Origin of the sequence: Mycobacterium rhizamassiliense, assembly GCF_900157375.1 — a bacterium.
Classification (GTDB): Bacteria; Actinomycetota; Actinomycetes; order Mycobacteriales; family Mycobacteriaceae; genus Mycobacterium; species Mycobacterium rhizamassiliense.
Genome location: NZ_LT721901.1, coordinates 750,726 through 776,385 on the forward strand (window position 1 = coordinate 750,726; position 25,660 = coordinate 776,385).

Consider the following 25,660-nt stretch of genomic DNA (forward strand, 5'->3'; position numbering starts at 1 on the left):
CGCGGACATGCCCGATTGGTCGTACGGTGGTCGCATGGCAGAACAGTCGTACGCGGTCGACGCCGGGCATCCGCCGTCAGCCCTGCTCAAGATGATCAACCCGATACTGGGCTTCTTGCTGCGCACCCCGCTCGCCGGCCCGTCCCGCAAGCAGTTGATGGTATTGAGTTTCACCGGCCGAAAGACGGGGCGCCAGTTCACAATTCCGGTGAGCGCCCACGTCATCGACAACGACCTCTACGCTTTGACAGGCGCGGTATGGAAGCAGAACTTTCGCGGCGGCGCCCCCGCCAAAGTCGTCTTCGACGGCAAGGAAACGCCGATGCGCGGCGAGCTGATCAGCGACCGCGCCACCGTCTCGGATCTATACCTGAGGTGTGCGACGTCCTACGGCCTGCGGCGCGCACAGGTGTTGATCGGACTGAAATTCCGCGATCAGCGCATCCCGACGCTCGACGAGTTCGCCGAGGCCGTCGACCGCATGCATTTGGGTGCCGTCCGGTTCACCCCGGCCCAGTAGGTCAGGCGCCGGGCGCCCGCTCGTGCACGCTGAGCAGCAGCGCGTCAAACGACGAGCGGGACACGATGCTCTCCCGGCTGAGTTCCGAGAAGTCCTTGGCGATCTGTTCGGCGACGACGGCCAGCTTCATGTTGTGCACCTGCGACAGCGACTTGAGCAGCCGGAACGCGGCGTCCTCGTCGATGCCGTAGACCAGCATCAGCATGCCCTTGGTTTGGTCGATCACGCCGCGGCGCTCGGCGATCTCGTTGACCCGCGCGGTAATCGCGTCCTCGGAATCGCGGGCTCGTAGTGGTGTGATGTCGACGTAGAAGCCGTGGGTGCCGATAACCTCGCCGCGGTCGTCGCACAGTTGATCGCCCACCACGACGACGTGCCGAACGGCGCCCCGGGTGTCGACGATGCGGTGTCGCGTGCTGAACGCGCGGCGGCGATTGAGGATGTCGTTGATGTTCGCGGTCACGTGGTCGCGATCGTCGGGATGCTTGTGCGCAATCACCAATTCGGTGGTCGGCGCCACCGTGCCCGGCGTGTAGCCGTGCATGCGCTGCACCTGGTCGGACCATTCCCAACGCTGGTCTTCGAAGTAGAACCGAAACCAGCCCACGGACTGTGGCGCGCCGCCGGCCAGGGCCTGCTCGACCGCGACGGACTGCCCGTCTAGTTCCCAGGCCACGGCACCCCCCGGGTAACGGCTACCTCGTGCTGGCGCGCTGCACGCTCCTGCAGGCGTTCTTGGGACATCTGGCACAGCGCATGGGCGCGATCAATTTGCTCCCGGGAGTGCCGCATGGAGCTGGCCGCGGCCCGCAGCGAACTGCTCACCTCTACCTGAGTCTGAGCCGTTGCCGGGACCGGTCGCGACCGCTCGCGCAGCACGGCGATGCGGCGGGCGGTTCGGGCGCGGTGTGCCTTCTGCCGGCACGCCGAGGAGCAGTAGACCGCGTCGGTGCGCCCGAAGAAACCGGCGTGGCAGACGGCGCACGAGGAAGCCCCCATAGCCATTACGTTACAGCTGTACAGGCGTTACGCCGAAGAGGGTAACGCCTGGGAGTTCGCTCAGGTGGCGGGCCCGGCGCCCGCGGCCGCGTGGGTACGGGTGACCACCGGCCGCTCGAATCCGGCGTCGGACGCCGCGGTTCGCACCGCCTCGCCCACCGGGTCGGCCCGGTCGGCGGGCACCAGCGCGATGACGCAGCCCCCGAACCCGCCGCCGGTCATCCGCGCGCCGAGCGCACCCGCGCCCACGGCGGCGTCGGCGAGCAGGTCGATGTGGCCGGTGGTGATCTCGAAGTCGCCGCGCATGGACGCATGCGACTCGGTCATGATCCGGCCGGCCGCGGTGAAATCGGACTCGTGCAGCGCCGCGACGAAGTCGAGCACGCGACGGTTCTCGGTCAGCACGTGCCGCGCCCGGCGGGTGTCGACCGGATCTTTGACACCGTCCAGCACCCACGGTCCGCGATCCTGGAGTTCGCGCAGCGACGTCGCTCCCAGCTCGGCGGACGCCCGCTCGCACGACGCGCGCCGGGCGGCATACTCGCCGCCGGCGTGGCGATGCCGCGCCCGCGAGTCGATCAACAGCAGCGCGACGCCGCGCGCATCCGGGTCGAAGGCCACCGGTTCGACGCTGACGTCGCGGAAGTCGATCAGCAGCGCTGTCGACGGCTGTCCGCACAGTGCGGACAGCTGATCGAGCAAACCCGTTGGCGCGCCGACATATTCGTTCTCGGCGCGCTGGGCCAGCCGCGCCTGCTCTGTGGCGTCGATGCGGGTCCCCGCGGCCGACGTGATCGCGCCTAGCGCCGCGCATTCCAGCGCGGCCGACGACGACAGGCCCGATCCCATTTCCACGTCGCTGGTGATCGACATCGCGCCGCCGGGCACCGGATATCCGGCCTGCTTCAGCGCCCACATCACGCCGGCCACATAGGCGGCCCAGTCGGATACCTCGCCCGGCGTGGTGGAAAGCGGGATGGCGACCGCGGTTTCCGCGCGATCGCTGCTCACGGTGATCGCGTCGGTGTCATCGGGAACGAAAGTCACTACCGTGCGCTGCGGGAGCGCGATCGGCAGCGCGAACCCGAGGTTGTAGTCGGTGTGCTCGCCGATCAGGTTGATCCGTCCCGGCGCGGCGTAGCGGACTGTCACGCGAGTGCGGCCAGCCGCTGGGCGACGCTTTCGGGCGTGACGTCGCTGATGAAGGCGTCCATCGCCGATTCCGAGGCCGCCAGGTACTTGAGCTTGGTGGCGCCGCGCCGGATCGACATCAGCTCGACGTGGAAGTAGCCCTCGGCCTGCGCCTCGGTGTCGGCGAACTGATGCAGCGCCGAAATGTAGGGCAGCGGGCCCGAATACATCCGATCGAACCGGCCCAACACGTCGAGGTAGAGCCGCGCGAACGCATCCAGCTCGTCGTCGTCGAGCTCAATGAGGTTGCGCACGAACCTGTTCGGATAGATGTGCACCTCGACCGGCCAGCGCGCCGCGAACGGCACGAACGCCGTGAACAGCTCGTTGCGCGCGACGATGCGACTTCCGTCGTCGATCTCGCGCGCGAGCAGCATCGCAAAGAGATTGTCGCCGTAGTGGATTCGGTGTTCGCGCGCCTGGCCCAGCATCGCGGCGGTGCGCGGCGTCAGGTAGGGATAGCCGTAGATCTGGCCGTGCGGATGGGCCAGCGTCACGCCGATCTCTTCGCCCCGGTTTTCAAAGCAGAAGACCTGCTCGACGCCCGGCACGCCCATCAGGTCGGCGGTGCGGTGCCGCCATGCCTCGACCACCAGCCGGGCGTGCGCCGGTCGCAACTCCGCGAACGACCCGGTGTGGTCGCTGGAAAAGCAGATCACCTCGGTGCGGCCATGCCCGGGCGCGGACACGAAGCCGTCCCCGTCCGGCACGACCGCCGGCCGGCCGGCACCGGCGAGGCTGGGGAATCGGTTCTCGAACACGACGACGTCGTAATCCGGTGCCGGCACCTCGCTGGTCAGCCCGGTCGGTCCCGGACACAGTGGGCACTGGTCGGTGGGCGGCTTGTAGGTGCGGTCCTGGCGGCGCGCGGCGACGATCACCCACTGCCCGGTCGACCGGTCAAACCGCAGCTCCGACTGGTCGGGGTCGCGCTCCGGCAGCGGCCTGCGGTCGGCGACCGGCGCGGGATCGTGCCCCGGCAACGCGAAGAACAGCAGGTCACGGCCATCGGCCAGCTTCGCCCGGGTCGGCGCTGTCACGATGTCGAACACTAGCTTGGCCCGCGCTCGGCAGTTCGGGTAACCATGTGGTGTCCGACTTTAAGGGGGTCAGCCATCGCCGCGTTGTACGACAAGGGCCGAACCTGGTTGATCGGCTCCGACCCGGGTCTGTTGCGGCTGCGTATGGCGACCCGGACGACGGCCGCGCTGGGTTGCTCGCTGGTGGTGATGTTCCTGCTGACCAAGGCGACGGGACAGCCGCTGACGGTCGCGCTGCTAGGGGTCGTCATCACCATGATCGCGTCCCGCTCGGTGAACGAGCCGGATCCCCGCCAGCAGCGGATCACCATGGCGCTGCTGCCCCTGCCCGGGGCGCTGTCGATCACGCTGGCCACGCTGCTGGCTCCGCACAACATCGCCGCCGACGTCGTCTTCGTGGCCGTGGTGTTCGGGGCGGTCTACATCCGCCGGTTCGGGGCCCGCGGTCAGGCGCTGGGCATGGTCGCGTTCATGTCCTACTTCTTCACGCTGTATCTGCGGGCCAACGTGAAGGAGTTGCCCTGGCTGATCGTGGCCGTCGCGGTGGGCACGGTGTGCACATTCGTGATGACCACCTACGTGCTGCCCGACCGCCCAGAAACGGTGCTGCGCTCCACTATTCGGGCCCTGCGCGCTCGGATGGCCATCGTCGTCGACACCACCGCGGACGCGGTGCGCACCGGCCGCCTCGACGAGCGGCGGCGCCGCCGGATGCGGGCCCGCACCATCCGGCTCAACGAGACCGCCCTGATGGTGCAGGGCCAGATCGAGGACAAGGCCAACCCGGCGATGCTGTACCGCGGGGTCACCGCCGAACAACTGGCGCCGTGGCTGTTCGACGCCGAACTCGCGATCGAATGGGTGGCCACCGCGGGCCGGCGGGCGGTGGCGCTCACCGCGGAGATCCCGGTGGCCGCCCGCGACGAGTTGACCATCGCGCTCGCCATGCTGTCGCGAGCGATCCGCTTTCCGGAGGACGGCGGCCTTCGAGAGGCGGCCGACCAGGCCCAGCGCCTACTCGAGGCGCCCGACCCTGCCGCGGGCGACGCCGAGGGCAACGCCGCGGTGCGCCGCCTCGCGCTGGCGATCAGCAACGCGGCCACCGCGACCGCCGAGGTGCGGGCGATCGTCGAGGGCGCCGCGACCGGGCGGGCGCCCGAGGCCGCCGATACCCCGCCGCCGCCCGACGATGAGCCACCGCAGCAGGGCCTGCGGCAGACCACCCGGCAGGCCATCCAGGCGAGCGTCGCCGCGTCGCTGGCCATCGTGACCGGCGAGCTGCTGGCGCCGGCCCGTTGGTACTGGGCGGTGATCGCCGCGTTCGTGGTTTTCGCGGGTACCAACTCCTGGGGCGAGACCCTCACCAAGGGGTGGCAGCGGCTGCTCGGCACGATGCTGGGCGTGCCGGCCGGCGTGCTGGTGGCCACGTTGTTCGGCGGCGACAAGACGGCCTCGCTGGTGGCGATTTTCGTCTGCCTGTTCTGCGCCTTCTACTTCATGACGGTCACCTACAGCCTGATGACGTTCTGGATCACCACGATGCTGGCGTTGCTGTACGGCCTGCTCGGTCAGTTCTCGTTCGGCGTGCTGATGCTGCGGATCGAAGAGACCGCGATCGGGGCCGTGATCGGAATCGCCGTGGCGATCCTGGTTTTGCCGACGACGACCCAGACCACCATCCGCAGGGACACCAGGGCCTTCTTGAACAGCCTGTCCGACCTGATCGAGATCTCCACCGCGACGATGTTCGGTGGCGACGAGACGGTGAGCCCGACCGAGCAGGCGCGCCAACTCGACCGCAACCTGCAACAGTTCCGCGTCTCCGCCAAGCCGCTGCTGGCCGGGGTCGCCGGCCTGGCGGGTCGCCGCAGCATCCGGCGCGGCCTGCGGATCTTCACCGCGTGCGACCGGTATGGGCGAAGCCTGGCCCGCAACAGCGAGCGGTACCGGGACCCCGTTGGGGCGGAAGCCCTCTCGGATGCCTTCACGTCGGCCGCCGCGCAGACCCGGCGCAACATCGACACGTTGATCGCGATGGTCGACGGCGCCAGCGACATGACCGTGTACTGCGCGACCGACGACCTCGACGCCGCCGAGTGCCGGGCCCGCAATCACGCAGGCGAGGGCGAACCGGACCCCGACATCCGGCGGTTCCTCAGCGCCGTGCACGCGCTGCGCCAGATCGAGCGGTCCGTCGTCACCGGGGCGATCAATCTCGGCGCCCTCGACCGCCTGCAAGTCGAGGCCCCGACCGCGAGCTGACGGCGGCGTAACAGATTTGGTCCGCGACTGGCCGCTCGGACATTTCCTTCAATGTGTATGCCCAGGCGTGCATCGGAGCTACCATCTGTTCAGCACCTCCACCTCAACGTCGACGAGGAGGCTCCATCAGCGCTCCGAATCTTCCGCCGGGGTTCGACTTCACCGATCCCGACATCTACGCCCACCGACTTCCGGTCCAGGAGTTCGCCGAGCTGCGTCGGGTGGCCCCCGTCTGGTGGAACGAGCAGCCGCTCGATCAGGGCGGGTTCGGCGATGGCGGCTACTGGGTGGTGACCAAACACCGCGACATCCGCGATGTTTCGCTGCGCAGCGACGTCTTCTCGTCGGCGACGAAGTCCATCGTGCCGCGCTACCGGGCAGACTTGGCGGCGGGCCAGATCGAGGCGGGCCGCACGTCGATGATCATGATGGACGACCCCGAACACAGCCGGCTACGCAAGATCGTGTCGCGCGCCTTCACGCCGCGCGCGGTCGAGCGACTGCGCGACGACCTCGCCGAGCGCGCCCGGCACATCACCACCCACGCCGCGGGCGAACAGAATGGCGATTTCGTCCGCCAGGTGGCCTGCGAATTGCCGCTGCAGGCCATCGCCCGTCTGCTCGGCGTGCCACTGGAGGACTACGCGAAGCTGTTCGACTGGACCAACAACATGATCGGCAGCGACGACCCGGAGTTCGCCGATAACGACGCGCTGACGTCGGCGGGCGAATTGATGTGGTACGCCATGCAATTGGCGGCCCGCAAGACCGAGGAGCCGGGTGACGACATCGTCTCCACGCTGATTCAGGGCGACGCCGACGGGCAGCGGCTGTCGGAGGCCGAGTTCGGCATGTTCGTCGTCACCCTCGCGGTCGCGGGCAACGAGACGACGCGCAACTCGATCACCCAGGGGATGATGGCCTTCACCGACCACCCGGATCAGTGGGAGCTGTTCAAGGCGCAGCGGCCCAAGACCGCGGCCGACGAGATCATCCGCTGGGCCACCCCGATCACCGCGTTTCAGCGAACCGCCTTGGCGGACACCGAACTTGGTGGCGTGCGCATCAAGCGGGGCCAGCGGGTGGTGTTGTTCTATCGCTCGGCCAACTTCGACGAAGAGGTCTTCGACGACCCGCACACGTTCGACATCCTGCGCGACCCCAACCCGCACGTCGGCTTCGGCGGCACCGGCGCGCACTACTGCATCGGCGCCAACCTGGCCCGCATGACGATCGACCTGATGTTCAACGCGATCGCCGACCAGACGCCGGATCTGCATTCCGCCGGCGAGCCCGAGCGGCTGCGGTCCGCCTTCATCAACGGCATCAAACACTGGCAGGTCGACTATACCGGCGGCTGCCCGGTGGCCCACTAGAAAGGCCTTCATGACCGTAGGTACCGCTCCCGCAAGTGTTTTCGACGCCGATCTGCCGGCGATCGCCTACGAGGCCGAGGAGACACCGGCCGAGATCTATCCCCGCCTGCGGGCCGCGCAGCAGCAGGCCCCCATCGCGCTGGGACCATACGGACCCGAGGTGCTGTCCTATCACTTGGTCCGGTCGATGCTGCGGGATAGCCGCTTCCAGATTCCGCCCGGCCTGAACCTGCTCGTCCAGGGCATCACCGAAGGCCCGTTGTGGGACAAGGTGGTCAACAGCCTGCTGTGCCTGGAGGGCGACGCGCACCACCGGCTGCGCAGCCTGACCTCCAAGGCCTTCACACCGCGGGCGACCCTGCGCCTGCACGACACGATGGCCGACGTGATGGACGGTCTGGTCGACCGCGTCGCCGACGCGGGCCGCTGCGACGTCGTCACCGACATCGCGCGCCCCTACCCGGTCCCGATCATCTGCGCGCTGCTCGGCGCTCCCCGCGAGGACTGGCAGCGGTTTTCGTCGTGGGCCGACGAGGTCTTCAAGGCGTTCAGCTTCACCGTCGACGTCCGCGACGTCGAGGCCGACGTGATGCGCGCGTGGTGGGAGCTCGACGAGTACGTCGACGAGATGGTGGCCCGGCGACGGCACAGCCTGACCGACGACCTGCTGTCCGACCTGATCCGCGCCGAGGACGGCGGCGACCGCCTGAACACGGCCGAGCTGCGCATGCTCGCCGGCGGGCTGCTGCTGGCGGGCACCGACACCACGCGCAACCAGGTGGCCGCCACGGTGCAGGTGTTGTGCGAACATCCGGACCAGTGGGAGCTCCTGCGCGAGCAGCCCGAGCTGGCGATGCGCGCCGTCGAGGAGACGATGCGCCATTCGCCGATCGTGTGCGGCACCCTTCGGATGGTGACCGAAGACGCCGAGATCGACGGATACCTCTTTCCCGCGGGCACCCCGGTGCTGATGAATACCCTTGCGGCCAACCGTGATCCGGCCGTCTACGACGACCCCGACCGTGTCGACATCACCCGCGAGGGCGCGCCGGCGATTTTGACCTTCGGCGGCGGAGTCCACTACTGCCTGGGCGCCAACCTGGCCAGGCGCGAGCTCGCCGAGGCACTCAATGTCCTCACCCAGCGCTTGGTGAGCCCACGCATCGACGGACCGGTGCCGTGGAAGCCGATGGTGACGCTGAGCGGACCGAAGAGCCTGCCCATCGCCTTCGAAACGGCCCGCTAGTATCGGGTCGTGTCAGCAACGTGCGGGGCCTGTGGCACCGCGGCGCTGACGGGTGACGCCCGCTTCTGTCACGCGTGCGGATCACCGATCACGTCGTCAGCGCCGGCCGAGTACAAGCAAGTGACGGTGCTGTTCGCCGACGTGGCGGGGTCCATGCAGATCGCGGCCGCGGTCGGATCCGAACGGCTGCGCGAGATCATGGCCGCGCTGCTCGATCTGTCCGGCGACGTGGTCACCCACTACGGCGGCACGCTGGACAAGTTCACCGGCGACGGCATCATGGCTGTGTTCGGCGCGCCGCGGGCTTTGGAGGACCACGCCCTGCGGGCCTGCCTGGCAGCGCTCGACATTCAGGCGCAGACGGACGAGCTCGCGGCCCAGGTCGCCGACCGCGACGGCCTCGAGTTGCGGCTGCGCGTCGGGTTGAACTCGGGCCAGGTGATCGCGGGTGAAATCGGTTCCACGGCAAGCTACACCGCCGTCGGCGAACAGGTCGGCATGGCGCAGCGGATGGAGTCCGCCGCCCCACCCGGGGGCGTCATGCTCAGCGAGTCGACGGCCCGCCTGGTGGAAGACTCCGTCGTGCTCGGCACCGTGGAACTGGTGCGGGTCAAGGGTTTTGACGCGCCGCTGCCCGCCCGGCCGTTGTTGGCGCGGGGCGATCAGCGCAGCGCTCGCCCCAGCGACACTGCCCTGGTCGGCCGCACCTGGGAGCTCAACACGCTCGGTGGCATCCTCGACGAGGCGATCCACGGTGCGGGATGCATCGTCAACGTCACCGGCCCGGCCGGCATCGGCAAGAGCCGGCTGGCCCGCGAAACCGCGGCCCTCGCGGCGGCTCGGGGCGTCCCGGTGTTCAGCACCTACTGCGAGTCGCACACCTGCGACATCCCGTTCCGGACGCTGGCGCAGCTGCTGCGCGCCGCGCTCGAAATCGACCAGCAGGCAACCGATATCGCGCGCGCCCGGATACGCGAGCGCTTCGGGGGCGCCGCGCCCGCGGATCTGCTGCTGCTCGACGACCTGCTCGGCATTCGCGATCCCGGGGTGCCACTGCCCGAGGTCGCGCCCGACGCGCGCCGGCGACGGTTGATCAGCCTGATCAACTCCGCGTCGCAGGCCCGCGGCACACCCGCGGTCTACGTCGTCGAAGACGCCCACTGGATCGACGAGTCCAGCGAATCGATGCTGGCCAATCTGCTTGCGGTGCTGCCACATACGCCGTCGCTGGTGCTGATCACCTACCGGCCCGAATACCGGGGCGCGCTCGGGCGGCTGCCCGGCGCGCAGGTGGTGGCGCTGCGTCCGCTCAGCGGCGCGCAGGCCTCGGCGCTCACCGCCGAGCTGCTGGGCGCCGACGGGTCGGTGACCGAGGTCGCCGCGCAGGTGACGGCCCGTGCCGCCGGCAATCCCTTTTTCGCCGAGGAGATCGTGCGCGATCTGGCCGAGCGCGGTGTGCTGCATGGCCGCCGCGGCGGATACCAAACGCGCACAGAACTCACGGACGTGCAGGTGCCACCCACCCTGCAGGCCACGATCGGTGCGCGCATCGACCGGCTCGACGCCACGGCCAAGCGCACGCTCAACGCGGCCGCGGTGATCGGGTTGCGCTTCGACGCCGACATGCTCGCCGCGCTGGGCGGCGACATCGATCTGTCCGCACTCGTCGAGACCGAGCTCGTCGATCAGTTGCGGTTCGGCCCGCACGCCGAATACGCCTTCCGCCACCCGCTGATCCGCGCGGTCGCCTACGAATCGCAGCTGAAATCCGATCGCGCCCAATTGCACCGGCGCCTGGCCGAGGCGATCGAGCAGAACCAGGAATCCGAGGACGACAACGCCGCCCTGATCGCCGAGCACCTGGAGGCCGCCTCGGAGCTGCGCGGGGCCTTCAAGTGGCACATGCGCGCGGCCACCTGGTCGCGCAACCGCGACGTCACCGCGGCCCGCGCCCGCTGGCATCGCGCGAAACAGATGGCCGACCGGATGCCCGAGACCGATCGCGACCGCCTGTCCATGCGCATCGCCCCCCGAACCTTGTTGTGCGGAACGGAATTTCGTGTCGGCGGCGCCGGCAACGACGACGACTTCGCCGAGTTGCGCGACCTGTGCGACGCAGCGGGCGATCAGCGCTCGCTGGCCATCGGCATGGCCGGGCTGGCTCAGGCGCGTTTCATGAGCTCGCGAGTATGGGATGCGGCCGATCTCGCCACGGAGCTGGCCGCCTTGCTCGACAAGGTCGGCGATCCGGCGCTGACGGTCTCGCTGTCGTCGGCGGTGCTCGCCGCCAAGCATGAAGCCGGCGACGTCACCGCGGTCCTGCGGTTTGCCCGGCGCGTCATCGATCTCGCCGAAGGCGACCTCGGCCAGGGCAAGCTGATTTTCGCCGTTCCGGTACCGACGGCGATCGCGATCCGGGGCCTGGCCCGCAGCTGCCTGGGGATGCCCGGATGGCAGGCCGATTTCGACCAGGCCATGACGCACGCCCGCACCCTGGACGCCTTCTCGTTCTCCGGGGTGAGCTGGTATGCGCACCTGACGCCGTTGATCTACGGGGTGGCCCGTCCCGATGCGGCGATGCTGCGGGACACCGCGGACACCCTGGCCCTGGCCGAGCAGACGGGTGATCACCTTGGGCTCGACCTTGCCCGCAGCGCCCGCGGCATCGTCCTGATCCACAACGGCGGCGCCGACCGGGACGCCGGTATGCAACTGCTGACGTCGGTGTGCGACCGCGAAGGCGTTTGGCAGCGTTCGTATTCCGGGGTCTTGCCTATCGTCGCGGCGTACGCGGCACGGGAGAAGGCGCGACGGGGTGACATCGACGAGGCCCTCGACGAGGCCCGGCACGCCGTCGACCATCTCACCGCCGCGGGCTCCGTCATGTGGAACATGCCGGCCACCGCGGCCCTCGTCGACGTCCTGCTGACCCGCCGCCTGGCCCGCGACATCGACGAGGCGGCCGCGGTCGTCGAGAAGTGGACGAGCACGACGTCCGATCTCGGGGTGACCCTGCACGAGGTGTGGTCGCTTCGAATGCGCGCCCTGCTCGCCCGCGCCCGCAAGGAAGACACCGCCTACCGGGACCTGCGCGAGCGCTACCGGCGCAAGGCCGCCGACCTCGGCTTCGCGGGCCACGTGGCGCTGGCCGCCGCGATGTGACGAAGGCCGTAGGAGTCGCGGAGGCAGCAAACCGGCCTTACGCTCGTGGGTTGCACGAGGTAAACGGGGGTCTGGTCATGGGCGGAGTCAACCGCCGCGGAAAAAGCCGAGGTGGCAGGGCTGTCGTCGTTGCGTCGGCCCTCTGCCTGGCCGTCGCCTCGTGCTCGGAGACCGTGTCCCCGCCCGCGGCCAGTTCGACGACCACGGCAACGTCGAAACCCGCGACGAGCACCGCTGCGCCCGCCCCATCTGTGACGGGCCCGCTGGAGAAGGACTGGAAGACCTACGGCGGGACCGCCTACTTCGGCTGCCCGGACAAGTTCTCCCTCACTAAGACGGCGCTCGACGACATCCGGCCCAAAGTCTTCGACACCAAGACGGGCCAATACGTGGCGCCGCCCCTGCCCGCGGTTCCCGCCGGCGAAACCGTCACCGGCGGCGTGTGCGCGCTATCGGGCACCGTCGACGACCTCAAAGTCGTCTACGTCATCACGACCCTCACGCCGGCGCCGCAGGCGACCAAGGCGACGGCCTACGCGTTCGACTTCAAGTCCGGCCAGCAGCTGGCCACCAAGGAATTGCAGCCACCGACACCCGACCTGAAATTGGCGGACGCGATCCAGTGGGGGCTGGCCGCCACCTCCTCGGGCGTCGCCTGGCTGAACGCGTTCAGCGACGGGCACGCGGCATCGCCGCCCCGCACCGTCATCCTGTCGGCCGCCGACCTTTCGGCGAGCTGGAACGACCCGCAGCCCGGCCGCGTCTGGCTGGACGTGCTGTCCTTCCAGCGCAACACCGAGGCCGGCAAGACGTCGGGGGCCGAGCTACGGCGCCCGACTGGCGAGCCGATCTATCAAGACAACGACATCTGGACGGTCGACAGCGAATTGTCCGACGGGCCGGACAAGCTGGTGAAGATCACCCGCCGGGACCCGCACGATCCGAAGGAAGTCTCGACGTCGTTCTTCGACCTCAACGCCAAGGCGCTGATCAAACTCGGTGACTCAGAACGGGTTTCGGGCGGCGGGCTGTCCGCGACCTTGTCGGACGGGAAGCTGTTCGTCGATGCCCTCAATTCGGGCGATTCGCAGTTCGGCTTCGGAGTGTGGAACCTGCGGAGCCGGCAGTGGGACCTGCTGAAGAACCGGGACGATGCGAAGAAGGCGTCGATCGCCAAACTGGCGTTCTTCGGCGACCACGTCTACCTCACCAACGCGGGAGGGACGTTCGCCGTCCTCGCCCTGCCCGCGACCGAGCCGGTCGCGACGAACTGGGCGGTGCGGCCGTTCTCCCGGATATCCGGGTGGACGCTGGTGTGCCGCGGCGAGACCGCCCCGCAGTCGGGCGGCCAGTGCAAGGAGATCGTGTTGGTGCAAGACCAGGATGGGCACTATCCGGGCCCCTGGTTCTAGCCGTCGTCGATGCAGACGGCAGTGGGGTCAGCGCTCCTAGAGCCGTAGCACATGAGCGCCGAACCGTAGAGACGCTACGTATTGATTAACCGATTAATGCCTACCGACCGTATTGGTTGGCGAACTTTTACCTATCTTCCGGTTTTGAGCATGCGTGCTCAGCCGGTGGGTTAATCTGGCTCCGGCCGAATCGGGTCTGGATGCGACGGTGGGCGCCTTCATCCTCTTTTTGTTCGGGCGTTGGGAGAGGTTTTCTCGTACCTCCTGGCGCCATCTCCCGGCTTCACCTGAGCCGGGCGTCATCGGAACGAATGGAGTTCGTCTATGTCGGGCATCATCACCAAGCTCACTATCGCCGCAGTTCTCGCCTTCACCGCGTTCACTGCGACCGGTTGTTCACCTGTCTTTTCGATGTTCTCGTTCTAACTTCGGACGGCGGGGCCGCAGCGTTACAGGGTCCCGCTAACTGCGCGAATCGCGCGTGCCGGGAGTAGAGGAAACTCCACTCTTCGCGGGTTATCTGCCCCGGCCGAATCGGGTCTGGATGCGAACGGTGGGCGCCTTCATCCCTAGTAGTAGTTCGGAGTCGGGAGCGGCCAGCTCTTGGTCCCTCCCGACGCCACCCACCGGTTCCCCCTCGAGCCGGGTTGTCACTGTGGACGATATGGAGTGCATTTATGTCGGGCGTTACCAGGAAAATCAGTGTCGCGGCCATCCTCGCGTTTACCGCCGTTGCGGCGTCGGGATGCTCGCCGGTCTTTTCGCTGTTCGCCATCACGATGTAGGCCTGCGTAGCGTGCCGGCCACGCTACGCATCGGGCGCTCCCGCATCGGCCGCTTGAGTCATAGCGGCCGACGGGAACGCCAAATTCACGGACCGCAAAAAAAGCGAACTGTGTTGACCGCCAAGCAAATAGAGTCCGGGATGCCGCGCATGCGGGACACAGGCCGCGCCGCCGTGCGGCGCCCGTCGGTGTACCCGCCCCCGGTTCTAGCTAATCGCCATCGCCGGGGACGCCCGCCCCACCAGGAGCGGATGCACGATCGACGGCATGCCGCGCCAGACGGCCTCGTCGGCCGTGACGGTAAACCCGCAGGCACGCATCAGTTCCCCGGTCGGGCGGTTGCAGCGGCAGCCGCCGCCGAAGTGACGCCACGGGTGCAGCAGTCGGTCCTGCAGCGCGGCGAGGAACCGCGAGTTCGCGCGGACGTGCTCGATGAACAGCAACTGTCCGTCGGGTCGCAGGATCCGGGCGATCTCGCGCAGCGCGCGTTCGGGGTGATCGACGGTGCACAGCACGAGCGTGGACACGACGGTGTCCACGGACGCGTCGGCGAACGGCAGGCGCTCGGCGGGCGCGTCGACGATTCGCGCGGTTCGGCCGTGCCGCCGCAGGCGGCGCGCGAGGCGCCGGCGCATCGACGGCACGGGTTCGGCGAGCACGAGCTCGGCGACCCGATCGGAATAGTGCGCGATGTTCAGTCCGGTGCCGGCGCCGATCTCGACGACGCGGCCGTACGCGCCCGCCACCAGCATGCCGCGCCGACCGCGCATGCCCGCGAGTTCGCCGAACCAGAGGAACGGGTCGTAAACCAGGGCCATCACCCGCAGCCACGCCGGGGACGGCGGGCTGACCGGTAATTCGGCGTTGGCGATGTCGGTGTCCGTCATGCCGCGAAGCTACGGGCGGCCGCGCGCCGCGCGCATCCCCCGGCGCGGCCATCTTCGACAAATGGCCGGATCGGGCTATCTCACAGCAGGCCCAGCCGCGCGGCCTCGGCGACGGCGGCCGTCCGCGTGGTGCGGCCCAGCTTGGTGCGAATGTTCGCGACGTGGCGGTGCACGGTGTGCGGGCTCAGCACCAGCTGCTCGGCGATCTCGCGATCGGACAGGCCGCGCGCAACGCAGGCGAGGATCTCGCGCTCGCGGTCGGACAGCAGCACCGGCGGCTCGTCGCCCGCATCGTGCGGCTGCGGCGCCGCGGGCGTTTGGCAGCAGGCGCGGGCGACGGAGTCGACGTCGTCGTGCCAGGGGAAGTGCGCGCTGCCGGGCAACGGGACGAACGTCGCACCCGGGATTCCGGCGGCGACCTCGCGCCCGAGCCGGTACGGGATGGCGCGGTCGTCGCGACGATGCACGACCAGCGTCGGGACCTCGACGCGGGCCAGATACTCGCGCACGTCGAGGCGATACACCAGGGCCAGCAGGTCCGCGGCGGTCTCGGCCGTCGCCGCCTCGCGCTGAAACCGCGCGAAGCGATCCAGCGACGCGGCGTCGGCGCCGCCGAGAAACATGTTGCTGAGCATGCGCGCACCGAGGCCCCAGTGCGCGCGGACCGCCGCGAGGATCGCCTCGGCAACCTCAGGGGCGGTGATCGCCGCGCCGTCGGCGTACGACCCGTACAGCACCAGGCGGTCGACGCGCTCGGGATGCATTGCGGCAAAAGCGATTGCGGTGCAGCTGCCCGACGAGCCGCCGAACAGCGTCACGCGCCGCAGGCCGAGTTCGTCCAGCAGCGCGCGCAGCGTCGCGACTTCGCCGTCGAGGGTGAGATCCGCTTCGCGCACCGTGCGGTCGGACATGCCGACGCCGAGGCGGTCGTAGCGGATCAGCGTGTGGCCCTGCGCGACGCCTTGCCAGAAGCGCCGGAAGCCCGCGTCCTGCCAGTCGAGTTCGAGGTGGCTCACCCACCACGCTGGAGCCACCAGCGGTGGACCGTCCCCGCGCACCTCGTACGCGATGCGCCGCGCGCCGAGGGGAAGGAACTGGATCGCGGACTTGTCCAGCATCGCCTGAGCCTACGGCGACCTGAAGAGCTGTGCCGGATTATTTTGCCGACCGTCGAGGTTGATTAGGTTGCGTGTGCGCAGGGCTGAGGAGGTATCGGTGACTCATCTTCATCAGCCGACACTATTCGACGACGACGAAAACCAAGCTCCGGCAATCGATCTCGCGGCCTTCGGGGCCGCTACGGAGCACCAGCTCGACGAGCATTCGTGGATCACTCATGTGCCCGGCCTGCTCACCGGCCATTGGCGGCTGCTGGACGAGCTGGCCACCCTGGATGTGTGGGAACAGCGCCGGCGCTGGATGTTCGACAGCATGGTCGACGAGCCCAGGCTGACCGGCGAATACGTGGACCTGGCCGTTGCACCGGCCCTGCTTGCGGAGCTGGCCGCCACGCTCGGTGAGCAATTCGAGGTGCCCTACGACCGGATCTGGATGAACTGGTATCGAGATCACCGGGACGGCACCGGCTGGCTCGCCGACCGGCCGGCGCACCAGGCACCGACGGCGATCGTGCCCGTGCTGAGCCTCGGCGCCCCACGGCGCTTCCTCGTTCGCCCGAGCGGGGGCGGCCCGAGCACCGTGTTCACTCCGGCGGGCGGCGACCTGATCGTCATGCGGGGTCGCTGTCAGCGCGACTGGCAGCATTGCGTGCCCAAGCAGAAAACTCCGTTGGGGCCGCGGATGAGCCTGAACTTCTCCAGCGTCACCCAGTCCTAGTTGCCGGAAGCACGGTGACGAGACAATCAGTGTGGGCCAGGCCAGTGAAAGTCTTTCGAAATCAAGACAATTGGTCGGCGGGTACTTGCTCGGGAACCGTGTTCTGTTTGGTCGTCACGTCGCGGCACTCTCCATACAGGCTGATTGATCCTCCGGAGTTCTGGACCGGTGAATAGACGTCGAAAACTGCCGTGACACCTTGTTTACTGACGGCGGGGGCGTGGGTGCGGAAATCGCCGGGAGCTCCCCAGCCGTGTTGCTTGAGCATCGCGATCATTTGTTGAACCTCGGCTTGGGAAGCTTCGAGGGTCGGCGCGTGGTCGTAGGCGATGACGACTCTGCCGCGGAAAGGCGCCTCTCCCTGGTCGTTGCAGGAGTCTCGGGAGAAGTTGGCGGATGCGCCTTTGAGGGCCAGCGTGGTCACGACATCGCGTGCGGCGCTGATGACTTGCGCTTTGGACTGGTCGGGAGTCATCGGGTCATGCACCCCTTCGCTCAAATTCTTTACCGTGCTGCAAGATTGAAGTGCGATAGCGACCGCGCCTGCCAGGACGCAGACAACCGCTCGGCGCCGGATGACGGTAGCGATGCGTCTGAACATATTCCTCGATCGGTTCAATGGTAGTGCTCCCTTGTTGGGCGGCGAAGACTCTCGGGATCGAATTGATCAGGGAGCCAATAGGCGCCGCGGTGTGCTGCGGTCATGTTGTCGTGGGCGAGCGCATCACCGTGACCGGAGGCGATGTCGCCGATGCTGAACAGCGATTCGTTGCCCGGCGTGAAGTAGCTGCTGTGATCCTTTAGCGGGAAGGTCAGACCCGGCGCTTCCGCTTTGAAGCGGGTCGAACCGTAGCCCTCGATGGCAGGGTCGTCACCCAGTCCGATAGTGACTCCGGTGAAAGGTACGTGGCCCTGAATGCCGCCGAAATGGGTGACCGGGTCTGTCGAGGCGGCGCCGACGTACACGTGTCCGCCTTCGGCCAGGTGGAAGTCAGCGGCGCTGTGGGCAAGGTCTGTTCCCGGGCACCCGACGAGCACCACATCGTTGGCGTGCATTCCGGATCCGGCTGCAGCGTCGGCCACTGTCGTCGAGCCGTAGGAATGCCCGATCACCGTCACGTGAGACGAGCCTGGGTCGTGCGTCACGCCAAGGGCGTTGACGTCTGCGGCTAGCAAACCGCTGCCGTTCCTGGCGAGCGTTGGTTGCCCGATCTGGGGGTCGAACGGGCTGTCGGGAGCGTGATATCCCATCCAGACCAATACCGAGTTCGTCTTGCCCGGGTCGGCGCGCTGGGCTTCGTTGAAGACATTCAGCCCGGCACGGTTGGTCAGGTAGCCATCGCGGACGCTGCTTCCTGTCCCCGGCACGACCACGGTCGTGTTGTTGGCCTTGTCGGGATTGTTGATCGCGATGGCTTCCCGGCCTCGGCCGTCGAAGGCTTCCGGGTCATAGGTTTGCAGAAAGACGGGGTTCTTCCCGCCGTCAGAATCGGTGCTGAGGCCGTTCTTTGTCTGCTCAGCGTTGTTGTAGCGGGTGATGGCCGAGGGCGTGAGGCCGTATAGCTCGGGGTGTTGGGTGACCTGATCAACGGGGACGTGGCCGCGGGCGGCAGCACTTTCGACGCGGTTGATGTCATCGTTCATGACGGCCTGGTTGACCTTGTCGCGTGAGATTGTGTCGATGCCGTTGAGGTTTCCCAGCTCGGGCGGGTGCTGGGCGAGCAACTGATCCCGTTGCTGTTGGCTAAGGGAATCCCACCACCTCTTCACATCTTGGGGTTTGGTGGCGGGCGGGGGGATTTGGATCTGCTCGGGCTTGCCCTCGGCGTCCATCGACTTGATTGCCTTGGGGTCGTATCCGTCGCCACGCAGCGTGGCCAGAGACTTCTGCAGGAAATCCGAGTAGCCGTCACGCAGCGACTCAAGCTGACCCAGCGCCGATTTGGTGTCGTCGACCGCGTCCTGTTCCAGGGCATCGATGAGAGCATTGAGCGCGGATTGATCGGCAGCCGTGAGATGGCCTTGTTTCTCCAACTCGACCGCCTGACCAATCTCGTTGTCGAGCTGCTGCAGTTGGCCTTCCAGGGTCGAGATCACCGTGGCGCCGGTGCGCTGCGCTTCGGCCAGGGCAGCGGCGATATTTTCCAGATCGACCCCGATCTTGGGCAGCTGCAGCGACTGCGCCCCAAGGGACTTCGTCACCTCTTGCACTTCCGCGGAGTCGTTGACCGGATGTTCACCGCTATCTTGCCGATTCCATGACGCCTCAAAGCGCTGACGGGCTTGCTCGAAGGCGTTGTTCGATTCGGTAGTACACCGGCCCGCAGCATGGAATGCCTCCGCCAGACCAGAAATCTGTGCCGGTCGGCCAGCCTGCAGGCTCTGGTTTACGGCCCATGGGTCACCACCGGCTTCACCGATCAGCGCCGGGACGCTTATGTACTTGAGTTGCACCGCACGGTCCGCAGTCTCGCGGCGTTGCGCTCATCCATGTCGGTGAACTCCGAAGCGGCCCGATGGGCCTTGCTGCCAAGGGCGACGATTGGCGTGGCGGGACAGCTGGTTGCCCCGTGCACAAAGCAATCCAGGATCAACAAACATCGCCGCCCTCCCGTGCCGACCGTTAGCCTACCGCCGCGGACATGGGCGTCAATTCACGTTGAACTCGGCGTTCTGCGTGGCCGAGTCGAAAGCGTAGGCGACATTCACCGGCGTCTTCAGTGCAGTACGACGCGTTAAAATGAGAGCCAAATCGATGCCCAGTTTGCCCAAAATTAATTGCGCCGTAAATGCACGCTGCAGCACATGCCTGCGCCGCCGAATCAATCGATGAACAGGTCTTTTATCCTAGAACTGCCCGCACCGGCCTTGGCTTTCCAGTTCTCGGGCCTGTCGGCCTTTTCGTTGTCGTCGGAGCCAGCGTGGACCAAATACTTAGAAGATGCGACGCACAAGGTGCGGAGTCCGTACAACAATTGTTCAACGCCGCGAATCAGTACAGGAAGAAAAGAGCGGCTGGAATTTCACGCCGTCCGAATACTTTGCGACGCAACTACCCCCCCGCCATCACTACCTTTACGAAGGCGGCGGCGGTGGTATCGACGGGCTTCGCCTTCACGATCTGCGGCACACTGGTGCCTCGCTGGCCATCACGTCACGGTGGTGCATAAGTCGGCGGTGCTCACCCTGGACAAGTACGGCCACTTGTTCCCTGATGACTCGACGCCGGCAGGGACGTTCAAACCTGCTGCAGCGGCCCGAAATAGCCGCTGAACTGTGGTGGCAGGTACTGGATTCGAACCAGTGTAGGCGTAAGCCGACGGATTTACAGTCCGCTCCCATTGGCCACTCGGGCAACCTGCCGCCTAGCAGGTTACAACGAACCGGTAGACAGATCACAAACGGCTAGCACCAACCAGGAAGGGCCATCGCATGGCGGACTCATCGTTCGACATCGTCAGCAAGTTCGACCGGCAAGAGGTCGACAACGCGCTCAACCAGGCGGCCAAGGAGCTGTCCACCCGCTTCGACTTCCGCGGCACCGACACCACGATCGCGTGGAAGGGCGAGGAATCCGTCGAGCTGACCTCGTCCACCGAGGAGCGCATCAAGGCCGCGATCGACGTCTTCAAGGAGAAACTGATCCGCCGCGACATCTCGATGAAGGCCTTTGACGCCGGCGAGCCGCAGCCGTCCGGCAAGACGTTCAAGGTCACCGGCACCCTCAAGCAGGGCATCGACAGCGAGAACGCCAAAAAGATCACCAAAATCATCCGCGACGACGGGCCCAAGGGCGTCAAGGCCCAGATCCAGGGCGACGAGATCCGGGTCAGCAGCAAGAAGCGTGACGACCTACAGGCCGTGCAGGCCCTGCTGCGCGGCGCCGACCTGGAAGTGGCGCTGCAGTTCGTCAACTACCGCTAGCGTGCAGTTCGTGCGGTAGCCTGGAGTTGCATGAACCGCACGTAGAGGGGCTGGCATGACACCCACGGTCGCCGAGCTGGACGCCGCCAACCAGCGGCTGCGCGACAGCGCGCACGCGGTAGGCGCCGCCCTGTCGTCGGTCACGGTGTACACCGAGCCCGCCGTCGCGCGAGCCGTGCAGGCCGAGCTGAACCTGTATGCCCGCATCGAGGCCGAGTTCGGCATGCTGACCAGCACCGAGGCGGGCAAGCGGATGGGGTCGCGGTCCAGCGCCCCGCGCAACCTGGCGACCACCGCGCGGCGCAACAAGACGCTGGCCGCCGTCCGCCAGGGCAACTACCTGGCCTACCCCGGCTTCCAGTTCGGGCCGGACGGGAAACCGCTGCCCGTCATCGGACGGCTGCTCGAGGTCGCCGACGACAACGGCTGGTCGGAACCGGGCTTGGTGCAGTGGCTGTGCGGGCCGACCACCTACCTGGACGGCGACCGGCCCGTCGATCACCTCGCCAAGGATCCGGACCGCGTCGTCGCGGTGGCAACGGAGGCCATGTCCGTCTCGTGGTGAGCCGGCCGCCAAACCCCTTCGACCCGGCCACCGCCACGCTGCCGGCGGGACACCTGCTCTACCGCGTCCTGTCGGCCGCCCGCACCGCCACCGACTTCAACCCCGGGCACGGCGGCCGCACCCGCTTCGGCTTCTTCGGCAAACCCGTCGTGCCGGTGATGTATGCCGCGGAGAGCGAGGACGCCGCCATCGCCGAGACGCTGCTGCACGACATCCCGGCCACCGGCGGCGTGCTCCCCTACGACCAATACGCGACCAAGGTGCTGATCCGGCTCGAGGTGACACGGCAGCTGCGCGTCGGCGTGCTGCACGGCACCGGCCTGCGCCGCCTCAAGGCGACCGCCGCCGAGCTCACCGCGGGCCCGGCGTCCGGCTACGCCAGCACCGTGGGATGGGCGGCCGCGGCCCACGACGCCGGGCTGGACGGACTGGTATGGATGTCGCGGCAATGCAACGACACCAAGGCATACGTCTTCTTCGGCGACCGGTGTGCGGACGCCTTCACCCAGGACCCCTCCCACGCGCGCATCTTCGCCAGCCCCGCCGACCAACTCTGGCTGATCGACCGCTGCGCACCGCTGCACGTCGACGTACTGATGGAGTCGTGATGCCCACGAAAGATGAATGCGCACAGTGCGGTTTCGTCTACGACCTCGGCCAGGCGGCAACGGCGGCCGGGGCCATCGACGAGCGGGTCGGTGCGGCCGCCGCCCTGTTGCGCGACGGCGAGCTCGACGTGCGGGCCAGGCGGCGGCCCGCGACGTGGTCCGCGCTCGAGTACGGCTGTCACCTGCGCGACGTGCTGCTGGTCCAGCGCGAGCGCGTGCTCGCGGCGCTGCGCGCGGACCGGCCGGACTCCGCCTCGATGGGACGCGACGAGCGGGCCGAGCACGACGGGTACGCCGACCAGCGACCGGCCGACGTGGCCCGCCAGCTCGCCGACGCCGCCCTGATGTTCGGCCACGTCCTGGGCCGGTTGTCCGCCGCCGACTGGGACCGCACGCTGGTCTATCACTACCCCGAAACCGCCGAACGGCCCCTGCGCTGGGTCGCGGTGCATACGCTGCATGAGGCGCAACACCACCTCCTCGACATGAGGAACCAAGTCCTACGCTAGTGACGAGTCCCACAATTCAAGCGAGGTTCACGATGACCGTGACTCCCCAGGAAGCCGCCGGCCGGACCCCGTCCGAGGCAGATCAGCTCGATGTCGTCATCATCGGCGCCGGCATCTCCGGCATCGGGGCGGCATACCGACTCACCGAGCGCAATCCGAACCTGCGCTACGTGGTCCTCGAGCGGCGCGCGCAGATCGGTGGCACGTGGGACCTGTTCCGGTACCCGGGGGTGCGCTCCGACAGCAGCATCTTCACGCTGTCCTTTCCGTTCGAGCCGTGGACCCGCAAGGAAGGCGTCGCCGACGGCGTCCACATCCGCGAGTACCTGGCGAACACCGCGCGCAAATACGGCATCGACAGCCACATCCGGTTCAACAGCTACGTCCGCACCGTGGACTGGGATTCGTCGACCGACCTGTGGACCATCACCGTCGAACAAGGCGGCGCCATCAAGCATTACCGCGCCAGGTTCGTGTTTTTCGGCACCGGCTACTACAACTACGACGAGGGCTACACCCCGGAATTCCCGGGCATCGAGCAGTTCGGCGGCACCGTCATACATCCCCAGCACTGGCCCGAGGACCTGGACTACACCGACAAGCAGGTCGTGGTGATCGGCAGCGGCGCCACCGCGGTCACCCTGCTGCCGTCGATGTCGGACAAGGCGGCGAAGGTGACCATGCTGCAGCGCTCGCCGACATACCTGATCTCGGCGCCGAAATACAGCCGGGTCCCCGCTTTCGCGCGAGCCCTGTTGCCCCGCAACGCTTCTCACCTCACCATCCGGACGTACAACGCGTTGACGGAGGCCGTGTTCTTCTTCATCTCGCAGAAGATGCCCGGCCTGATCAAGCGGCTGCTGCGCCGCAAGGCCGTCAACAGCCTGCCCGACGGCTACGAAGTCGACGTCCACTTCAAGCCGCGGTACAACCCGTGGGACCAACGGATGTGCCTGATCCCCGACGCCGACCTGTACGAGGCGATCGCCGGGGGGCGCGCCGCGGTGGTCACCGACACCATCGACCACTTCGACGCGACGGGCATCGTCCTGAACTCCGGTGACCATCTCGACGCCGACATCATCGTGACGGCCACCGGGTTACAGCTGCAGGCCCTCGGCGGGGCGAAGATCAGCATGGACGGCGTGCCGATCGAGCACCGGGACCGCTTCGTCTACAAGGCGCACATGCTCGAGGACGTGCCCAACCTGTTCTGGTGCGTCGGATACACCAACGCCTCGTGGACGCTGCGGGCCGACATCACGGCGCGGGCCACCGCAAAACTGTTGGAGCACATGGCCGCTCACGGCTACACGCACGCCAGTCCGCACCTCGGCGACGAGCAGATGACCGAGAAGCCGTCCTGGGACATCGCCGCGGGCTACGTCAAGCGCTCGGCGCATCAACTGCCCAAGTCGGGTACCAAGCGGCCGTGGAACGTGCGCCAGAACTTCCTCGCCGACGCGCTCGACTACCGCTTCGACCGCATCGAAGAGTCGATGGTGTTCGGCCGCGTCGGCGACCGGGCCCGCCTGGCCGGCTAGCCGGCCGCCGGCGGCTTCGCCATTACCGTTGGCTTGAATCCGTAGGCCGGGACGCTGCGCCAATTGCTTTGTCCGCCCATGGGTCCGAACGGGGCGATCGGCAGCGCATGCACGCCGTCCGCCGCGGCCGGGGTCGCACTGACGAGGGTCGCCACCCCGGGGTTGGTCACGGCCGTGACTGGAGACCAGCCGGGCGGAACCGACAGTCCGCCCACCGGAATCGCGCGTCCCAACCCCGCGGCCGCCGACCCGGCGGTCCCGCCCAGGCCCGCACCGGCCGCACCGAGCGCGCCGGTCCCGGGACCGCCGGGTCGGCGGCCGCACCGGCCGCACCGAGCGCGCCGGTCCCCGCCCCCGCCGCCTGACCCGCCGATGCGACGGCGGGCGCCAAAGCCTTCCCGAACGTGCTCATGGCCGTGATGCCATTGCTGATCTGCCCGAAGGACTGTGCCGTCTGGACGCCGACCTGACCCGAAGAGACGTACGGGACAAGGTATTTCGAGTACATCGAGGCGAGGTCGTCGAACGGCGTGTTCTCCGATATCCACTCGTCGATCGGCTTGAGGTTGCCAAGGGTGGGCCCGGCCGCTTTGTTCGCGGTAGCCTGGGCCTCCGCACTGGCCGCCAGGTCCTGCGCGCCGGTCTGCCCGGAATTACCAACGGCTTTCGCGACCGCGGCAGCCTGCTCGCCCTGCCCGGCCGGGTTGGTCGGGTCGACCGGCTCCTCGAAATCGGTCAGCTGGGTCGCCGTCTGCGACGAACCCAGGTAGCCGTACATCGCCGCGGCGTCCTGGGCCCACATCTCGAAGTACTCGGCCTCCACGGTCGCGATGGCGGCGCTGTTCTGCCCCAACACATTCGTCGCGATCAGCCCCGCCAGCAGGGCCCGGTTGGCCGCGACCACCGGCGGGGGCACCGTCAGCGCGAACGCCGCCTCGTAGGCGGCCGCGGCCGCCGTCGCCTGCCCGAAGGTCAGTTCGGCGCTCTCGGCGCTGCCCTGCAGCCACGCCACACACGCACCGGCTGCGGCCGACAGCGCCAGCGACGACGGCCCCAGCCAGGGACCGCTCGTCAGCGCCGAAATCACCGACCGGTACGACGCCGCGCTGACGCGCAGCTGGGCGGCCAGCTCGTCCCAGGCCGACGCGGCGGCCAACAGCGGACCCACGCCCGGGCCGACGTACAGGCGCCCGGAGTTGATCTCCGGCGGCAATGTCGCGTAGTCCATGTCGCTCTCCGCTCTACAGCGCCGACGCGGCGGCGTTCGCGGCCTCGGTGGTCGCGTAGGAACCCGCCCCGGCCGCCAAGGTCGCGGCCAGAGATTCGTGGATGGCGACGGCCCTGGCGCTCAGCTCCTGATATCGCTGCGCATGAACGGCGAAGCGCGCCGCAGTGAACGCGGACACCTCGTCGGCGGCGGCCGGAACGACCGCGGTGGTCGGGCCCGCCGCGGCGGCGTTGCCGGCGCTGAGCGCGGCGGTGATGGACTGCAGGTTGTCGGCCGCGGCCGACAGCTGCTCGGACGACACGGTTACGAATGACATACGGCTTACCTCTTCGGCGAATCGGGCGATGGGATCGAACGCGTCATGTGTCCGATTGCGGCGAAACGCTATTGACGACGAACGTTCACATTCAACGGTGGAGATTCGGCCAAATCGACTCTGAACTTGTCCTTTCGACAATATTCAGACTGATTTTTACCCCGCGCCCCCCAGATAGTCTGTGGCAGAGCACTTTTCATATATGAATTGCCACCTCCCGGACGCCGACAGCGCCTAACTTTGATTTTCG

Annotated in this window: 25 protein-coding genes and 1 tRNA gene; 12 read left to right on the plus strand and 14 right to left on the minus strand. The window is 67.8% G+C overall.

From position 1 onward, the window contains the following. Positions 1–34: 34 nt before the first annotated feature. Positions 35–520 (plus strand): hypothetical protein, encoded by a 486-nt coding sequence (locus MRAB57_RS03730; RefSeq protein ID WP_077086361.1) that lies wholly within the window; start codon positions 35–37, stop codon positions 518–520. 1 nt (position 521) lies between these two features. On the opposite strand, the gene MRAB57_RS03735 is transcribed toward MRAB57_RS03730, so the two are convergent. From MRAB57_RS03735 to galT, 4 genes are read right to left on the minus strand one after another with little or no spacing between them, the layout of a single operon-like run. After that, positions 522–1,196, minus strand: coding sequence for a PAS and ANTAR domain-containing protein (locus tag MRAB57_RS03735; RefSeq protein WP_077086362.1), 675 nt, complete (start codon positions 1,194–1,196; stop codon positions 522–524). Then, positions 1,181–1,519, minus strand: a complete 339-nt coding sequence (locus tag MRAB57_RS03740; RefSeq protein WP_077090369.1) for a hypothetical protein — start codon at positions 1,517–1,519, stop codon at positions 1,181–1,183. Before MRAB57_RS03740 ends, MRAB57_RS03735 begins: the two co-directional genes overlap by 16 nt. A gap of 60 nt (positions 1,520–1,579) precedes the next feature. Then, positions 1,580–2,671, minus strand: coding sequence for a galactokinase (locus tag MRAB57_RS03745; RefSeq protein ID WP_077086363.1), 1,092 nt, complete (start codon positions 2,669–2,671; stop codon positions 1,580–1,582). Continuing rightward, positions 2,668–3,750: a galactose-1-phosphate uridylyltransferase gene (galT, locus tag MRAB57_RS03750; RefSeq protein WP_173813890.1), complete on the minus strand. Its 1,083-nt coding sequence runs from the start codon at positions 3,748–3,750 to the stop codon at positions 2,668–2,670. The genes MRAB57_RS03745 and galT overlap by 4 nt, the downstream gene beginning before the upstream one ends. Positions 3,751–3,858: 108 nt before the next feature. On the opposite strand from galT, the gene MRAB57_RS03755 reads away from it, so the two are divergent. The 5 genes from MRAB57_RS03755 (at position 3,859) to MRAB57_RS03775 (ending at position 13,208) form a co-directional block, all read left to right on the plus strand. Beyond that, entirely contained in the window at positions 3,859–6,012 is a 2,154-nt protein-coding gene (locus MRAB57_RS03755) for an FUSC family protein (RefSeq protein ID WP_077090370.1), read from the plus strand. 125 nt (positions 6,013–6,137) lie between these two features. Continuing rightward, positions 6,138–7,388, plus strand: coding sequence for a cytochrome P450 (locus tag MRAB57_RS03760; RefSeq protein ID WP_077090371.1), 1,251 nt, complete (start codon positions 6,138–6,140; stop codon positions 7,386–7,388). Positions 7,389–7,398: 10 nt separating this feature from the next. Then, positions 7,399–8,634, plus strand: coding sequence for a cytochrome P450 (locus tag MRAB57_RS03765; protein WP_077086365.1), 1,236 nt, complete (start codon positions 7,399–7,401; stop codon positions 8,632–8,634). Between the two features lie 9 nt (positions 8,635–8,643). Continuing rightward, positions 8,644–11,796 (plus strand): ATP-binding protein, encoded by a 3,153-nt coding sequence (locus MRAB57_RS03770; RefSeq protein WP_077086366.1) that lies wholly within the window; start codon positions 8,644–8,646, stop codon positions 11,794–11,796. 77 nt (positions 11,797–11,873) lie between these two features. Beyond that, positions 11,874–13,208 carry a hypothetical protein gene (locus tag MRAB57_RS03775; RefSeq protein ID WP_077086367.1) on the plus strand — a complete coding sequence of 445 codons (1,335 nt, stop codon included), beginning with the start codon at positions 11,874–11,876 and terminating at the stop codon, positions 13,206–13,208. Positions 13,209–14,199: 991 nt separating this feature from the next. Here the strand turns inward: MRAB57_RS03775 and MRAB57_RS03780 are convergent. Together MRAB57_RS03780 and MRAB57_RS03785 are read right to left on the minus strand one after the other, a co-directional pair. Then, positions 14,200–14,880, minus strand: coding sequence for a class I SAM-dependent methyltransferase (locus tag MRAB57_RS03780; RefSeq protein WP_077086368.1), 681 nt, complete (start codon positions 14,878–14,880; stop codon positions 14,200–14,202). Between the two features lie 80 nt (positions 14,881–14,960). Then, positions 14,961–15,998, minus strand: a complete 1,038-nt coding sequence (locus MRAB57_RS03785; protein ID WP_077086369.1) for an alpha/beta fold hydrolase — start codon at positions 15,996–15,998, stop codon at positions 14,961–14,963. A gap of 97 nt (positions 15,999–16,095) precedes the next feature. Between MRAB57_RS03785 and MRAB57_RS03790 the strand changes: the two genes are divergently transcribed. Beyond that, entirely contained in the window at positions 16,096–16,716 is a 621-nt protein-coding gene (locus MRAB57_RS03790; protein WP_083743290.1) for an alpha-ketoglutarate-dependent dioxygenase AlkB, read from the plus strand. 61 nt (positions 16,717–16,777) lie between these two features. Here the strand turns inward: MRAB57_RS03790 and MRAB57_RS03795 are convergent, their stop codons facing one another. From MRAB57_RS03795 to MRAB57_RS03810, 5 genes are all read right to left on the minus strand, one after another. Next, a complete protein-coding gene (locus tag MRAB57_RS03795) occupies positions 16,778–17,191 on the minus strand; it encodes a hypothetical protein (protein ID WP_077086371.1) in 414 nt (137 codons plus the stop codon). A gap of 140 nt (positions 17,192–17,331) precedes the next feature. Beyond that, positions 17,332–19,170 (minus strand): putative alpha/beta hydrolase, encoded by a 1,839-nt coding sequence (locus tag MRAB57_RS03800; protein WP_077086372.1) that lies wholly within the window; start codon positions 19,168–19,170, stop codon positions 17,332–17,334. After that, on the minus strand, positions 19,152–19,292 hold the full coding sequence (locus MRAB57_RS29570; protein ID WP_425436803.1) for a DUF2563 family protein: 141 nt from the start codon (positions 19,290–19,292) through the stop codon (positions 19,152–19,154). Before MRAB57_RS29570 ends, MRAB57_RS03800 begins: the two co-directional genes overlap by 19 nt. 73 nt (positions 19,293–19,365) lie before the next feature. After that, on the minus strand, positions 19,366–19,521 hold the full coding sequence (locus MRAB57_RS28455) for a hypothetical protein (protein ID WP_157900552.1): 156 nt from the start codon (positions 19,519–19,521) through the stop codon (positions 19,366–19,368). 472 nt (positions 19,522–19,993) lie between these two features. Then, positions 19,994–20,079: transfer RNA gene (locus tag MRAB57_RS03810), tRNA-Tyr, on the minus strand. 69 nt (positions 20,080–20,148) lie between these two features. On the opposite strand from MRAB57_RS03810, the gene MRAB57_RS03815 reads away from it, so the two are divergent. The 5 genes from MRAB57_RS03815 to MRAB57_RS03830 are packed head-to-tail and all read left to right on the plus strand — an operon-like array spanning position 20,149 to position 23,866. Further along, on the plus strand, positions 20,149–20,640 hold the full coding sequence (locus tag MRAB57_RS03815) for a YajQ family cyclic di-GMP-binding protein (protein ID WP_077086373.1): 492 nt from the start codon (positions 20,149–20,151) through the stop codon (positions 20,638–20,640). 55 nt (positions 20,641–20,695) lie between these two features. Beyond that, on the plus strand, positions 20,696–21,205 hold the full coding sequence (locus tag MRAB57_RS28460; protein ID WP_077086374.1) for a hypothetical protein: 510 nt from the start codon (positions 20,696–20,698) through the stop codon (positions 21,203–21,205). After that, the gene (locus tag MRAB57_RS03820; protein WP_157900553.1) at positions 21,202–21,813 is read left to right on the plus strand and encodes an RES family NAD+ phosphorylase; all 612 of its coding nucleotides are present in this window, start codon (positions 21,202–21,204) and stop codon (positions 21,811–21,813) included. Before MRAB57_RS28460 ends, MRAB57_RS03820 begins: the two co-directional genes overlap by 4 nt. Next, on the plus strand, positions 21,813–22,322 hold the full coding sequence (locus MRAB57_RS03825; RefSeq protein ID WP_077086376.1) for a DinB family protein: 510 nt from the start codon (positions 21,813–21,815) through the stop codon (positions 22,320–22,322). The genes MRAB57_RS03820 and MRAB57_RS03825 overlap by 1 nt, the downstream gene beginning before the upstream one ends. A gap of 32 nt (positions 22,323–22,354) precedes the next feature. Further along, positions 22,355–23,866: a flavin-containing monooxygenase gene (locus MRAB57_RS03830; RefSeq protein ID WP_077086377.1), complete on the plus strand. Its 1,512-nt coding sequence runs from the start codon at positions 22,355–22,357 to the stop codon at positions 23,864–23,866. On the opposite strand, the gene MRAB57_RS29575 is transcribed toward MRAB57_RS03830, so the two are convergent. From MRAB57_RS29575 to MRAB57_RS03845, 3 genes are read right to left on the minus strand one after another with little or no spacing between them, the layout of a single operon-like run. After that, entirely contained in the window at positions 23,863–24,081 is a 219-nt protein-coding gene (locus tag MRAB57_RS29575) for a PE/PPE C-terminal domain-containing protein (protein WP_157900554.1), read from the minus strand. The genes MRAB57_RS03830 and MRAB57_RS29575 overlap by 4 nt on opposite strands. Beyond that, a complete protein-coding gene (locus MRAB57_RS29365) occupies positions 24,033–25,094 on the minus strand; it encodes a PPE family protein (RefSeq protein WP_083743293.1) in 1,062 nt (353 codons plus the stop codon). The genes MRAB57_RS29575 and MRAB57_RS29365 overlap by 49 nt, the downstream gene beginning before the upstream one ends. A 13-nt stretch (positions 25,095–25,107) precedes the next feature. After that, the gene (locus MRAB57_RS03845) at positions 25,108–25,410 is read right to left on the minus strand and encodes a PE family protein (protein ID WP_077086378.1); all 303 of its coding nucleotides are present in this window, start codon (positions 25,408–25,410) and stop codon (positions 25,108–25,110) included. Positions 25,411–25,660: the final 250 nt, after the last annotated feature.